15 protein-coding genes are annotated in these 13,518 nt (G+C 64.7%); 8 read left to right on the forward strand and 7 right to left on the reverse strand.

From position 1 onward, the window contains the following. Position 1 precedes the first annotated feature (1 nt). The 3 genes from ACVI1L_RS20825 to carA all read right to left on the reverse strand — a co-directional run bounded on the left by ACVI1L_RS20825 (position 2) and on the right by carA (position 3,034). Complete coding sequence (locus ACVI1L_RS20825) at positions 2–1,102, reverse strand: mandelate racemase/muconate lactonizing enzyme family protein (protein WP_456783653.1); 1,101 nt, start codon at positions 1,100–1,102, stop codon at positions 2–4. 136 nt (positions 1,103–1,238) lie between these two features. After that, the gene (locus ACVI1L_RS20830) at positions 1,239–1,736 is read right to left on the reverse strand and encodes a PaaI family thioesterase (protein ID WP_168855236.1); all 498 of its coding nucleotides are present in this window, start codon (positions 1,734–1,736) and stop codon (positions 1,239–1,241) included. 104 nt (positions 1,737–1,840) lie between these two features. Then, the gene (gene carA, locus ACVI1L_RS20835) at positions 1,841–3,034 is read right to left on the reverse strand and encodes a glutamine-hydrolyzing carbamoyl-phosphate synthase small subunit (protein WP_076827979.1); all 1,194 of its coding nucleotides are present in this window, start codon (positions 3,032–3,034) and stop codon (positions 1,841–1,843) included. Positions 3,035–3,194: 160 nt separating this feature from the next. Between carA and ACVI1L_RS20840 the strand changes: the two genes are divergently transcribed. From ACVI1L_RS20840 to ACVI1L_RS20860, 5 genes are all read left to right on the forward strand, one after another. After that, complete coding sequence (locus tag ACVI1L_RS20840) at positions 3,195–3,896, forward strand: alpha/beta fold hydrolase (protein ID WP_141340933.1); 702 nt, start codon at positions 3,195–3,197, stop codon at positions 3,894–3,896. 58 nt (positions 3,897–3,954) lie between these two features. Beyond that, on the forward strand, positions 3,955–4,410 hold the full coding sequence (locus ACVI1L_RS20845) for a GatB/YqeY domain-containing protein (protein ID WP_028333117.1): 456 nt from the start codon (positions 3,955–3,957) through the stop codon (positions 4,408–4,410). Between the two features lie 119 nt (positions 4,411–4,529). After that, positions 4,530–5,147: a GTP cyclohydrolase I FolE gene (gene folE / locus ACVI1L_RS20850; RefSeq protein ID WP_028333118.1), complete on the forward strand. Its 618-nt coding sequence runs from the start codon at positions 4,530–4,532 to the stop codon at positions 5,145–5,147. Between the two features lie 27 nt (positions 5,148–5,174). Then, positions 5,175–6,695 carry an FAD-dependent oxidoreductase gene (locus ACVI1L_RS20855; protein ID WP_456783654.1) on the forward strand — a complete coding sequence of 507 codons (1,521 nt, stop codon included), beginning with the start codon at positions 5,175–5,177 and terminating at the stop codon, positions 6,693–6,695. 270 nt (positions 6,696–6,965) lie between these two features. Further along, the gene (locus ACVI1L_RS20860) at positions 6,966–8,576 is read left to right on the forward strand and encodes an acyl-CoA synthetase (protein ID WP_456783655.1); all 1,611 of its coding nucleotides are present in this window, start codon (positions 6,966–6,968) and stop codon (positions 8,574–8,576) included. Positions 8,577–8,750: 174 nt separating this feature from the next. Here ACVI1L_RS20860 and ACVI1L_RS20865 read toward each other — a convergent pair whose 3' ends face one another. The 4 genes from ACVI1L_RS20865 to ACVI1L_RS20880 are packed head-to-tail and all read right to left on the reverse strand — an operon-like array spanning position 8,751 to position 10,530. Next, positions 8,751–9,266, reverse strand: a complete 516-nt coding sequence (locus ACVI1L_RS20865) for an SRPBCC family protein (RefSeq protein WP_456783656.1) — start codon at positions 9,264–9,266, stop codon at positions 8,751–8,753. A gap of 32 nt (positions 9,267–9,298) precedes the next feature. Then, on the reverse strand, positions 9,299–9,766 hold the full coding sequence (locus ACVI1L_RS20870; protein WP_456783657.1) for an SRPBCC family protein: 468 nt from the start codon (positions 9,764–9,766) through the stop codon (positions 9,299–9,301). Continuing rightward, on the reverse strand, positions 9,759–10,223 hold the full coding sequence (locus ACVI1L_RS20875; protein WP_456783658.1) for an SRPBCC family protein: 465 nt from the start codon (positions 10,221–10,223) through the stop codon (positions 9,759–9,761). The genes ACVI1L_RS20870 and ACVI1L_RS20875 overlap by 8 nt, the downstream gene beginning before the upstream one ends. After that, entirely contained in the window at positions 10,216–10,530 is a 315-nt protein-coding gene (locus ACVI1L_RS20880; RefSeq protein ID WP_028343393.1) for an ArsR/SmtB family transcription factor, read from the reverse strand. The genes ACVI1L_RS20875 and ACVI1L_RS20880 overlap by 8 nt, the downstream gene beginning before the upstream one ends. A 120-nt stretch (positions 10,531–10,650) precedes the next feature. Between ACVI1L_RS20880 and ACVI1L_RS20885 the strand changes: the two genes are divergently transcribed. The 3 genes from ACVI1L_RS20885 (at position 10,651) to ACVI1L_RS20895 (ending at position 13,502) form a co-directional block, all read left to right on the forward strand. Then, positions 10,651–12,090 (forward strand): LVIVD repeat-containing protein, encoded by a 1,440-nt coding sequence (locus ACVI1L_RS20885; RefSeq protein ID WP_456783660.1) that lies wholly within the window; start codon positions 10,651–10,653, stop codon positions 12,088–12,090. A 7-nt stretch (positions 12,091–12,097) separates the two neighbouring features. Beyond that, positions 12,098–12,640, forward strand: a complete 543-nt coding sequence (locus ACVI1L_RS20890; protein WP_456783661.1) for a hypothetical protein — start codon at positions 12,098–12,100, stop codon at positions 12,638–12,640. A gap of 244 nt (positions 12,641–12,884) precedes the next feature. Continuing rightward, positions 12,885–13,502 (forward strand): LysE family translocator, encoded by a 618-nt coding sequence (locus ACVI1L_RS20895; protein ID WP_028333127.1) that lies wholly within the window; start codon positions 12,885–12,887, stop codon positions 13,500–13,502. Positions 13,503–13,518 lie beyond the last annotated feature (16 nt).

The raw sequence follows: 13,518 nt of genomic DNA on the forward strand, positions 1-13,518 counted from the left end.
GCTAGATTTTGAACTTCAACACGTCTTCCCTGAACCTGAGCCCGTGCCCGGGCCGCTCCGGCGCGGTGATCATGCCGTTGGCGATTTCGGGCGGGTCGACCCAGAGATCGTCGATCAGCGCCATGTTCTCGCACCAGATCCCGTTCGGAATCGAAGCCAAGAGGTGCACATTGAGTTCGGGAAACAGATGCGGCGCGATCGTGATGCCGAACGTGTCCGCAAGCGCCGCGATCTTGCGCAGGTCGGTCATGCCGCCGCGCATCGGGTCGGGTTGCAGGATCGGCAGGCAGGGATTGAGAAAGAACGGCCGCAGATCGTAGCGCGTGAAATGCGTCTCGCCGCCGACGACGCGCATGTCCAGCGCCGCCGCGATCCGCTGATAGCCGGCGAAATCATCGGCCGGCACCGGCTCCTCAAGCCAGTAGATATCGTACTTCTCGAACTTGCGTCCCATCTCGATCGCGACATCGGCGCTCCAGCCCATGTTGACGTCGATCATGATGTCGATGTCGGGCCCGAGCGCCTCGCGCATGCGGCGCACATTGTCGAGGTCCTGCGCCGGCGTGTGGACGTGCGCGACCTGCATCTTGATCGCCTTGTAGCCCTGCTTCACGAAATGCAGCGCCTTCTCGATCATTCCGTCGCCGCCGGCGCCCCGGAGGCAGCCGGAACCATAGATCGGGATTTCCGAGCGATAGTGCCCCCACAGCCGGTGCAGCGGCAGGCCGGCCCGTTTCCCGACCGCGTCCCACAGCGCGATGTCGAGCGCCGACATGGCCATCGTGGCGATGCCGCCGCGGCCATAGGTCATCGTCGCCGTCCACAGATCGCGCCAGATCGCCTCGATCGCGGTGGCGTCCTTGCCGATGACGCGCGGGATGATGCATTCCTCGAGACAGGCCGCGATCGACTTCATCGCCGGCTTGAACACGAACAGATAGCCCATGCCGGTAACGCCGCCGGACGTTTCGACGTCGCAGATCAGAATGTCGCGCGTCGCGCCGAGCGCCGCGCCTTTCAGCCAGGGATCGTCGGCCCAGGGCAGCCGCAGCATCGTCACGCGGATGTCGCGGATGGTCATGTCTGAATGGGCTGAAATCATCGGCGTTTCCTTCCAGGCCGGATCATGTTTGCCTGATCTCGGACAGGGAAACTCAATCACAGAGCGCAGGCCGCGATCCAGCGCGCTTCGTCATGGCTCCAATGCGCCAAGATCTGGCGCCAAGACGCGATTGCCTTCAGGTCGTCTTGGGCAACTCGAACACCAGGCAGGTCGTGGTGGCATGGGCGAGCAGCTTGCCATTGTCGTCGGTAATCCGCGCTTCCGCCGTCGCAACCCGGCGGCCGGCGTTGAGCACATGGCCCTCGGTGCGGATTTTGCCGGTGTCCTGGCTCATGCCGCGGACGAAGGAGATCTTGAACTCCAGCGTGGTGTAGCCAAAGCCTTGCGGCAGCGTGGTCTGCACCGCAAGCCCCATCGCGGAATCCAAGAGGATCGCGGCGTAGCCGCCATGCACCGAACCGATCGGGTTGTAGTGGCGCAGGCCCGGGACGCTGTGGATCACCACATGGCCGGTCTCGGCGGAGCAGTCGAACGGCTCGACATTCTCCATGATCGGCGGCTCCGGCAGGGTCCGGGCGAAGATGCCGCGCACGAAGTCGAGCCCGGACATCGATGCCATCACCGCCATCGAGGAGACGCCGTAGACGGGCTTCGGGGTGGCGGGGGCGGTCATTGAGAAAAATCTCCGTCATTGCGAGCGAAGCGAAGCAATCCATCGCTCCAGGCTGGGATAGATGGATTGCTTCGTCGCTGCGCTCCTCGCAATGACGGGTGTGTCTACGCGGCCTGCTTGTTCTTCCGCATCAGATCGGCGAAGCGCTGGAACAGATAGTGCGAGTCGCGCGGGCCGGGCGAGGCTTCCGGGTGGTACTGCACCGAGAACACCGGCTTGCCCTCAAGCGCGATGCCGCAATTGGAGCCGTCGAACAGGGAGATATGGGTCTGGGTCGCGCCTTTCGGCAGCGTCGCCTGGTCCACGGCAAAGCCGTGGTTCATCGAGGTGATCTCGACCTTGCCGGTGGTCTCGTCCTTGACCGGATGGTTGGCGCCGTGATGGCCCTGATGCATCTTCATGGTCTTGGCCCCGACGGCAAGGCCAAGCATCTGATGGCCGAGGCAGATGCCGAAGGTCGGCGTCCCCGACGCGATCACCTTCTGGATCACGGGCACGGCATATTTGCCGGTGGCGGCGGGATCGCCGGGGCCGTTCGACAGGAACACGCCGTCCGGCTTCATCGCCAGGATGTCTTCGGCGGCGGTCGTCGCCGGCACCACGGTCACCTTGGCGCCGACGCCGGCGAGCAGGCGCAGGATGTTGCGCTTGATGCCGTAATCGATCGCGACCACGTTGAATTCCGGCGCGGTTTGCTGGCCGAAACCGTTGCCCCACACCCAGGGCGTCTCGTCCCAGGTGAAGCGCTGGCCGGAGGTGACCATCGGCACCAGGTCCATGCCCTCGAGGCCGGGCCATTCGCGGGCTTCTTCCTTCAGGCCGTGCAGGTCGAACTCGCCGTTTCTGGCGTGCACGATCACCGCATTGGGCATGCCCTTGGAGCGGATCAGCGCGGTCAGCGCGCGGGTGTCGATACCGGAGAGGCCGATGATGCCGCGCGCCTTCAACCACAGGTCGAGATGGCGGGTGGCGCGGTAATTCGAGGGATCTGATATCGCCGAGCGCAGGATCACGCCGCGCGCGCCGGGCGTCGCCGCCATGTTCACCGTCTCGATGTCTTCCTCGTTGGTACCGACATTGCCGATATGCGGGAAGGTGAAGGTGATGATCTGGCCGGCATAGGACGGATCGGTGAGGATCTCCTCATAGCCGGTCATCGCGGTGTTGAAGCAGACCTCGCCGACGGCGTGGCCTTCCGCGCCGAGACCGAAGCCTTCCAGCACGGTACCATCGGCGAGCACAAGGAGCGCGGTCGGTTTATGGTCCGGCCAGGCGGGAGCGTTTTCGGATGTTGTCATGAGCCCTTTAAATAGACGCCGCACCCGGCGGCGTCAAAGCGAAAGGGCACGGATTCACACGGCAATACCGGCCGATTTGACAGGCCCGAACGGCCTTTTAATCTAAAGTTCCCTGAAGCGGCCGTTTGCTTGCCGAAAATGACCCGTCCGGAGCTCCCGCATGGATAATACGATGCCGATCCTGCTCGTCCCGGGCCTCATCTGCTCGCCGCGGATTTTCGCCCCCGTCATTCCGGCGCTGTGGCGATGCGGGCCGGTGACGGTCGCCAACCATATCAGGGACGACAATATGGGGGCCATCGCCCGCCGGATCCTGGCCGAGGCGCCGCCGCGCTTTGCGCTCGCCGGGCACTCGATGGGCGGCTACATCGCCTTCGAGATCATGCGGCAGGCGCCGGACCGGGTTGCGAAGCTGGCGCTGATGAGCACCCAGGCGCGGGCCGATACGCCGGAAGCGACCGCGCGTCGCCGCGGCATGATCGAGCGTGCCAGAAGCGGCCAATATCGCAGCGTGGTCGATGAGCTGTTTCCGGGCTTCGTGCATCCGTCGCGGCAGGGCGATGCAAGCCTGCGCCGGATCGTCGACGACATGAGCGAGGACATCGGCGCCGAGGCTTTCATCCGCCAGCAGAACGCGGTGCTCAGCCGGCCGGATTCGCGGCCGAGCATGGCCTGGATCAAGTGCCCGACCTTGGTGCTGACGTCGGATACCGACAACACCGTGCCAAATTCGCTGTCGGACGAGATGGCCAACGGCATTCCCGGCGCAAAACTTGTAGTGCTCGCCAATTGCGGTCACCTGCCGCAGCTGGAACTGCCGCAGGCCTGCGCCGATGCGCTGGTCGAATGGCTGAGGAACTAGGTTGTTCTGCCGGTGCAAACTGCCTAGATGAGGGGATTGCTGGCTCAAGGACAACGAAATGCTGCGCGACGACATCAATACTGCGGTCAAGGAAGCGATGAAGGCGAAGGACGAGCGCAAGCTGTCCACGCTGCGCATGGTCAATTCGACCATCAAGAACGCCGACATCGACGCGCGCGGGCAGGGCAAGCCGCCCCTCTCCGATGCCGACCTGCTCGGCCTGCTGCAGAAGATGATCAAGCAGCGCCAGGAGTCGGTCGAGCTCTATGACAAGGGCGGCCGCGCCGAGCTCGCGGCCCAGGAGCGCGAGGAGATCGCCGTGATCTCGGCGTACCTGCCGAAGCAGATGTCCGATGACGACGTGAAGGCCGCGATCTCGGCGATCATCGCCGAGACGGGTGCCGCCGGCATCAAGGACATGGGCAAGGTGATCGGCGCGTTGAAGGCGAAATACGCCGGCCAGATGGATTTCGGCAAGGCCAGCGGCCTGGTGAAGGCGGCGCTGACGGGCTAGCCGTTCGTCCCGGCTGGCTTGCGGCGCAAAGTGCCGCGGACCGAATTGCGGGAACCTTTCTGCTGACGGAGCATCTGACGGGCATGACCTCGCGATGACTCCGCAAAGGAAAGGCCCCGATGAACCCGATTGTGCATGCGCTGGATCGTGCAAGAGCCGCTCAAACCGAATCCGACAAGCCGACCCGGGCCGAAGTCGAGGCAGCAGTCCGCACCATCATCCGCTGGACTGGTGACGATCCCGAGCGGGATGGTTTGCTTGAAACTCCGGCGCGTGTGACGCGTTCGTTCGAGGAATTCTTTGCGGGTTACGACCAACGTCCCGCGGAGATCCTGGAAAAGACCTTCGAGGAGATCGAAGGCTACGACGAAATGATTGCCCTGCGGGGCATCCGCTTCGAGAGCCATTGCGAGCATCATATGGCGCCGATCATCGGTCAGGCCTGGGTTGCCTACATCCCGAACGGCCGCGTGGTCGGCATCAGCAAGCTGGCGCGGGTGGTCGACATCTATGCCAGGCGTTTGCAGATCCAGGAGAAGATGACGGCGCAGATCGCCAACACCATCAACGACGTCTTGAAGCCTCAGGGCGTAGGCGTCATCATCAAGGCGTCGCATCACTGCATGACGACCCGCGGCGTGCACAAGCCGGATACCGATCTCGTGACCAGCCGCATGCTGGGTTGCTTTCGCGACAATGCGCTAACCCGCCAGGAATTCCTCGGCATAGCGGTTTAGAGCGTCACAGGGCGATGGAGGAATGATATGGCCGATCAGCAAGCTCCTTCCGGTCCGGATCTGACACAAGGCGTTGCCCTCTCCGACTTCACGGGCGCGATGTTGCTCGGCCATGTCGGCGACGAGGACGTGCTGCTGGTGCGCTCGGGGGCGGATATCTTCGCCATCGACGCGCATTGCAGCCATTACCACGGCCCGCTCGCCGAAGGCCTCCTTGAGGGCGAGACCGTCCATTGCCCCTCGCATCACGCCTGCTTCGATATTCGCACCGGTGAAGCGACCGCCGCGCCCGCCTTCAACGCGCTCGCTGTCTGGAAGGTCGAGCGGGAGGGCGATCGCATCATCGTGCGCGAGAAGCGCGCGCAGCCGAAACTCCGCGTCAAGGGCCCGGTCGATGCGCCCGGCAGCATCGTGATTGTCGGCGGCGGCGGGGCGGGGTTTGCCGCCGCCGAGATGCTGCGACGGCAGGACTATCGCGGCAGCATCGTCATGCTGAGCGGCGAGGCCGCGCCGCCGGTGGATCGTCCGAACCTGTCAAAGGACTTCCTCGCCGGCAGCGCGCCGGAAGACTGGCTGCCGCTGAAGCCGGACGATTTTTATCGTGACGCGGCGATCGATCTGAAACTCAGGACCGAGGTCAAGTCGATCGATACCGGCCGCCGCAACGTCGTGCTCGCCGGTGGCGAAATGCTCGCCTATGACCGGCTGCTGCTGGCGACCGGCGCGGAGCCGGTGCGGCTGCCGATCCCGGGCGCGGACCAGCCCCACGTTCATGTGCTACGCACCGTCGACGATTGCCGGGCCATCATCGCCGCGGCCAGCGGAGCGCGCCGCGCGGTGGTGATCGGTGCAAGCTTCATCGGTCTCGAGGTGGCGGCCTCGCTCCGCGCGCGCCAGATCGAGGTTCACGTGGTCGGGCTGGAACAGCGGCCGATGGAGCGCATACTCGGGCCGGAGATGGGCGATTTCGTCCGTGCGCTGCACGAAGAGCATGGTGTCGTATTCCACCTCGGCGACACGGTGACCGCGATCGAGGGCAAGCGAGCCCGCCTGAAGAGCGGGCCTGTGCTCGATGCCGATCTCGTCGTGGTCGGTGTCGGCGTGAAGCCGCGGCTGGCGCTGGCGGAAGCGGCCGGGCTCGCCATCGACCGCGGCGTGACAGTCGACGCCTATCTCGAGACCAGCGTTCCCGGCATCTACGCGGCCGGCGATATCGCGCGCTGGCCCGATCCGCACAGCGGCGAGACGATCCGGGTCGAGCATTGGGTGGTGGCGGAGCGCCAGGGCCAGACCGCCGCGCGGAATATGCTTGGGCAGCGCGAGGTGTTCGACGCGGTGCCGTTCTTCTGGAGCCAGCATTACGACGTGCCGATCAACTATGTCGGCCATGCCGAGCAGTGGGACGAGATCGCGGTGGACGGCAGCATTGCCGGCAGGGATTGCGTGCTGCGCTACAAGCGCGGCGGGCGCGTGCTCGCGGTCGCGTCGATCTATCGCGACCTCGATAGCCTCAAGGCCGAGGTCGCAATGGAGCGGGCGTCAGCCTGACGGCTTTCTCCTCAAGGATGTTCGTAGCCCGGATGCAGTGAAGCGAAATCCGGGGGAGTCTGTCCACTCGATGAGAACCCCGGATTGCGCGGAGCCTGTCATCGGGCGCGCGTTCGCGCGACCGCTCCATCCGGGGTTCTTTATCCGGGCATCACATTCTTCGTCAGCCCGGGCTTGTCCCGGGCATCGACGTCTCTACAATCTGCCGCAGCAAATGCGGATGGCAGGGGAAAGGCCCGGCCATGACGAGGGACGGAAGCAACACACACCATGCTCAAGGAAGCCGCTACTTACGACGAGCTCTATCGCAACTTCCGCTGGGACGTTCCCGCGCGCTTCAACATGGCGACCGCGTGTTGCGACCGCCATGCCGACGGCACCGGGCGGCTCGCGCTGGTCTATGTCGACGAGGATGGCGGCACCACGCGCACCTCGTTTGACGAGGTCGCGGACGCCTCGCGCCGCTTCGCCAATGTGCTGACCGCCGACGGGCTGGTGCGCGGCGACCGTGTCGCCGTGTTCCTGTCGCAATCGCTCGAACTGCCGGTTGCGCATCTCGCGGCGTTTCGCGCAGCGATGATCTCAATCCCGCTGTTCGCGCTGTTCGGCGAGGACGCGCTCGAATTCCGCCTGTCGAATTCTGCTGCCAAGGCCGTGATCACCGATGAAGCAGGCTGGGAGAAGATCGCGAAAGTCCGCGATCGTCTGCCCGAGTTGAAGAGCGTCTATATCGTCGGCGATAAGACGCCGGCGGGGACGAAACCGTTCTGGAGCGCGGTCAAGTCGGCATCGCCCGAGTTTGCGACCGTCGACACCTCGGCCGACGATCCCGCGCTGATCATCTACACGTCGGGCACCACGGGTAACCCGAAGGGCGCGCTACATGCGCATCGCGTCGTGCTCGGCCATCTGCCCAATGTCGAGATGTGCCACAACTTCCTGCCGAGGCCCGGCGACCTGATGTGGACGCCGGCCGACTGGGCCTGGATCGGCGGCCTGATCAACGGCCTGTTCGCATTCTGGTACCACGGCATCCCGATGGTTGGACACCGCGCCCGCAAGTTCGAGCCGCAGGCGGCGATGCGGATGATGGCCGAGCTCGGCATCCGCAACGTGTTCCTGCCGCCGACCGCGCTGAAGCTGATGCGGCAGGCCAATGTAAAGAATTCCGGCGTCAGGCTGCGCAGCATCTTCACCGGCGGCGAGTCGCTCGGCGGCCAATTGCTGGATTGGGTGCGCGACACCTTCGGCATCGACGCCCATGAGGTGTTCGGGCAGACCGAATGCAATCTCGTGATCGGCAGCAATTCCAATCTGTTTCCGATCCGTCCGGGCTCGATGGGCCGCGCCACGCCGGGCTTCGACGTCCGCATCGTCAACGACAAGGGCGCGGAACTGCCGCGGGGCCAGCGCGGCATCATCGGCGTGCGCCAGCCGTGCCCCTGCACCATGATCGAGTACTGGCGCAATCCGGAAGCGACCGCGAAGAAATATGCCGGCGAGTTCCTGCTGACCGGCGATCTCGGCGTGCAGGATGAGGACGGCTATTTCTGGTACGTCAGCCGCGAGGACGACGTCATCACCACGGCCGGCTATCGGGTCGGCCCGTCCGAGATCGAGCACACGCTGATGAAGCATCCGGCGGTCGCGATGTCGGCGGTGGTCGGCATCCCCGATCCGATCCGCACCGAATCGATCAAGGCCTGGATCGTGTTGCGGCCGGGCTACGCGCCGGGCGATGCCCTGGCGCGCGAGATCCAGGAGTTCGTCAAGGTCCAGCTCGCCGCCCACGAGTATCCGCGCTTCGTGCAGTTCGCCGACAGCCTGCCGATGACGGCGACGGGCAAGGTGCTGCGCCGGGAGCTGAGGGCGCTGGGGTAGTTTTCTCCGTCGTCGTCCCGGGCAAGCGCAGCGCGGCCCGGGACCCATAACCACAAGGTAAAGTTGTTGTGCGACGCTATGGCCCCAGCGAACTCTAAACGTTTGGAGCGGTGGTTATGGGTCCCTGCTTTCGCAGGGACGACAGCGGAGTATGGAGCGGCTGTATCGCCTACCTCACGTCGGCATCGCAATTCCCAATTCCTTCAGCGCGGCCATCATGCGCGCTGGCGGTTGCATGGGGATCACCATGGCCTTGCCGGTCTCCACGAGGCTCTTCAGGCTGGAGAGGATCGCCGGCCAGCCGGTGCGGCCGCCTGCGAGAATGTCGTCGCTGATCGGACGGTCATGCGATTGCAGGAGCGTCAGCTTCACGCCGTCGCCTGCCGGTTCGATCTTCCAGGTGACGAGCGTCGGCCCGAGCTTTTCGACCAGCTGCGGCCAGTTGACGTTGAAGGTGACGGTCAGCCGCTTCAGGGGATCGCACTCGATCACCTCGCCGGAGATGTGCAGCGCGCCGTCGGGCGTCCGCACGACGTAGGCGCCGCCGATCCGCAGGTCGACCTCGATCGCGTTGCCGGAGAAATACTGCCGGCTGAATTCGGCAGTCGTCAAAGCCTGCCACATCTTCTCGGGCGTGGCGGCGATGTAGATTGCGTAGACGATTGCCGGTTTGAATTTCTCGATGTTCATGTCCGTTCGCACCCGTCGATAGATTTTCATTGTCATTCGAAGCCGTCGATCCCGAGCGCGGCCGGCGGGATCGTGACCGCCTTGCCGATCTCGAGCAGGCTCTTGAGTCCCGACAGGATCGCCGGCCAGCCCTTGGAAATGCCGTCGAGCAGCTTGCTGCCCGCGCCGAAGCCCTCATGGGTCACGGTCAGCTTCACGATCTTGCCATGGGCTTCGAGCGTGAAGACCACCTTGGTTGCCGGCTCCTTGCGCATGTCCTCGTCGAGCACGTGCTTGAAGGTGTAGGCGAGGCGCCGCGGCCGGTCGGCCTCGAGGATCTCACCGGTGTCGGTGGTCTTGCCGCCCATCACCAGCGCGAGCGGCGAGCCGACCTTCCAGTCCGATTGCAGCTCGGTGTCGAACCAGTATTGCCGCGTGAACGCGCTCTTGGTCAGCGCGTCCCACAGTTTGTCCGGCGTGGTCTCGATGTAGGTGACGTAGGCGAATTCGGGCTTAGGCATGGTAGGCCTCCCTGGCGCCGCTGGTGAGCAGGTCGGCCGGCAGCTCGCGCCCGGTCTCGAGGAAGCTCTTCAGGCTTGCGATCACCATCGGCCAGCCGCCGGAGATGTCGCGCAGCGTCTTCGGGCCGAGATTGTCGTGCGTCACGGTCAGCTTGACGACCGTGCCGTGCGGTTCGATGTCGAAGGTCACGCGCGAGACCTGTTCGCGCTCGACGCCTTCCTTCACGACGTCCCAGCTGTAGGCGAGCTTGTTCGGTGGATCGGCGATCAGCACCTCGCCCTGAACGCTGCGTCGCCCGTCCTTGGTAAGAGAATAAAGCGAGCCGACCTTCCAGTCGGAGCTGACGCGATAGCCGAACCAGAAGCGTTCGGTGAATTCGCTCGAGGTCAACGCGTGCCACAGTTTGTCGGCGGTGGTCTCGATATAGGTGACGTAGACGTAGTCCGGTTTACTCATCACGCTTCTCCAATTGTCTTTTCAACTCGCTCAGCGCGGCGAGTTTCCCGCGCTCGAACTTCCTGATCCACCGCTCGCCGATCTGATGGATCGGAACCGGGTTGAGATAGTGCAGCTTCTCGCGGCCATGCTTGATCGTGGTGACGAGGTTGGCCTCCTCGAGAATCACAAGGTGCTTGGTGACGGCCTGACGCGTCATGTCGAGGCCGTCGCAGAGCTCACCGAGCGTCTGCCCGTTCTGATCGTGAAGCCGGTCAAGCAGCGTTCGCCGTGAGGCATCCGCGAGGGCTTTGAAGACTTCATCCATGGGTCGGATAATAGGCAACCAAATGGTTGCATGTCAAGAGCGTGTGTTTTGGCATCGGCAGCGCCGTGCTAGCCTTGCCGGCAGCCAACGCAGATTGGTGTGGAACATTGGGTGGTGCGCATGGGCGGTCGCGTTACGGCAGTTTGCTGCACGTTGGTTCTTGTCCTGCTCGCGAATGGTGCGAGCGCCCAGCCAAAGATCGGCGATCCGCCTGAAGCCTCCAACATGAGGCTGATTGGAACCAACGATTTGCAGGCCCGCAGCGCCTATCAGCCGACCATTCATCATCAGGGCGACAAATGGATCGCCTATATCGGTCATCACGGCGGCACCGACGACATTCCCGATCCCGTCAACCCGATGACCGGCAAGGCCGAGACGAACGGCACCTCGATCGTCGACGTCACCGATCCCGCGCACCCGACATATCTGCGGCACATTCCCGGACAGGAAGGCAAGTATGAATCCGGCGGCGCGCAGATGGTGCGGATCTGCGACGGCAAGGATTTGCCGAAGGGCGATCGCAACGCGGTCTACATGCTGCGCACCTTCGGCAGCGAGGCGCACGAGATATGGAACGTCGCCGATCCCGCCAATCCGGCGCTCGTCACCCGGATCGGCGGGCTGAAGGACACGCACAAGAGTTTTTGGGAATGCAGCACCGGCATCGCCTTCCTGGTGTCGGGCGCGCCGGACTGGCGCACGCGGCGCATGACGCAGGTCTATGATCTCTCCGATCCCGCGCAGCCAAAGAAGATCCGGGATTTCGGCCTGCCCGGGCAGGAGCCGGGCGCGACCGGCACGGTGCCGACCGAACTGCACGGGCCGATCTCGACCGGGCCAACGGGCAATCGCGTCTATTTCGGCTACGGCACCAACAAGGGTGGCTTCCTGCAGATCGTCGACCGCGACAAGCTGTTGAACGGACCGAAGGAGCCGACGCCGGACAATCTGAAATTCCCAGAGATCGCGCGGATGCCGCTGTCCGCCATGAACGGCGCGCATACGGTGTTTCCGATGCCCGGCATGCCGATCGCCGAGTTCGCCCGCGACAAGGATGGCAAGAGCCGCGACATCGTGATGATCGTCGACGAGGCGATCCAGAACGAATGCGGCGAGGCCCGGCAGATGGTGTGGTTCGCCGACGTCACCACCGAGGCGCGGCCGATGCTGATCTCGAGCTATACGGTGCCCGAGGCCTCCGGCGCGTTCTGCGCGCGCGGCGGCCGGTTCGGCTCGCATTCGTCGAACGAGAGCATGGCGCCGGTCTACTACAAGAAGCTGGCCTTCATCGCCTTCTTCAACGCCGGCGTCCGCGCGCTCGACATCCGCGATCCCTATCATCCCAGGGAAGTCGGCTACTTCATTCCCTCCATCACGGCGGCGACCGACAAGCGCTGCGTCACCATCGACGGCAAGGACCGCTGCAAGGTCGCGATCCAGACCAATAATGTCGAGACCGACGAGCGCGGCTACATCTACGCGGTCGACCGCGCCAACACCGGCCTGCATATTCTCGAACTGACCGGCGCGGCGCGCGCCGTCGCCGGTCTGCCGTGAGCGCGCGATGATGCGCTCCTGGCCGGTCATCGCGGCGATGGTCCTCGTGCTCGGCGGGCTCTCCGCAGTTGCGGGCTACGAGATGGCGCCGCCGCGCGCGGCCGCGTGGCGCGAGATCGCCTGGCCGTTCCCGCGCGACGGCTGGCCCGCCGGCCGCGCCTTCCGTTGCGGCGCGGCGGAGTGCGGTGACGACCTCGAGGTTTATCTCAGGCCAAAACTCGGCTTCTGCAACTGCGACAGCGGCGTCGCCGATGACGACGAGGTCGACCGCGTTTCCGACGTCGACATGATCAGCCCGCGCTTTGTGCCGCTGAAGGCCGGCGATGTCGTTGCTGTCGCCGATATGCCGGGGCGGATCAGGGTCTATGACCTCGAGATGCCCAACGGGAAGCGCACTGCGATCGGCATCGCGGTATCGCATCGCTGCGACCTGATGGCGGTCGCGGCGCAGGGCAGGGGAGATGCCGCAGGGGTGCAGCGGGCGACGTTGAAATTTCTGGAGGGGCGAGAGATCAGGTCATGGATGATCGCGGCAATGGAAGGCCGTTGAGCGTGATCTCTCTTCACCTCGCCCCGCTTGCGGGGAGAGGTCGGATCGCATCGCCAGATGCGATCCGGGTGAGGGGTACAGGTCTAACGACTCGCACCGCCTGGCGGAGAAAGCCTCTCACGCCACCCTCTAAGAGCGAGCTTCGCTCGTCTCGACCCGGTGAAGAGCGGGGCGAGGGGGCAGACGCGCTTCCATGTCTGCCACTCTCGTGCATAATGACGATAAGAAACAAACGAGCTCTCCCATGTCCCTGCAAGCCTATTTCGCCTTCGTCGCCGCCTGCATCGCGCTGGCGCTGCTGCCCGGTCCGATCGTCACGATGGTGATCGCCAACGGGCTGCGCTACGGCACGCGCGCCGCGCTCACCAACGTGCTGGGCGCGCAGGTGGGGCTTGCGATCGTGATCGGCACCGTCGCGGTCGGGCTGACCTCGCTGATGGCGACGATGGGCTACTGGTTCGACTGGGTGCGCTTTGCCGGCGCCGCCTATCTGGTCTGGCTCGGCTTCAAGCTGATCCGCTCTCCGGTCGAGGGCGTCAGCACCGACGACACGCCGCCGCCGCCGCGCGGCGGCTTCTTCCTGCAAGGCTTTCTGGTGCTGCTCTCGAACCCGAAGGTGCTGGTGTTCTTCGGCGCCTTCATCCCGCAGTTCATGGATATGGACAAGCCGCACGTTCCGCAGGTGGCGCTGCTCGGCCTCACCTTCATGGCGACCGCCGTGCTGACCGACGCCGCCTACGCCTTGGCGGCCGGCCGCGCCCGCAAATTCTTCTCCAAGGAGCGGACCCGGCTGATGTCGCGCATCTCGGGCGGCTTCATGATCGGCGGCGGCATCTGGCTGGCGCTGACCCGGGCGCGATAGACCCGCTGGGCGATAG

The organism is Bradyrhizobium sp. USDA 4516, from assembly GCF_054055915.1.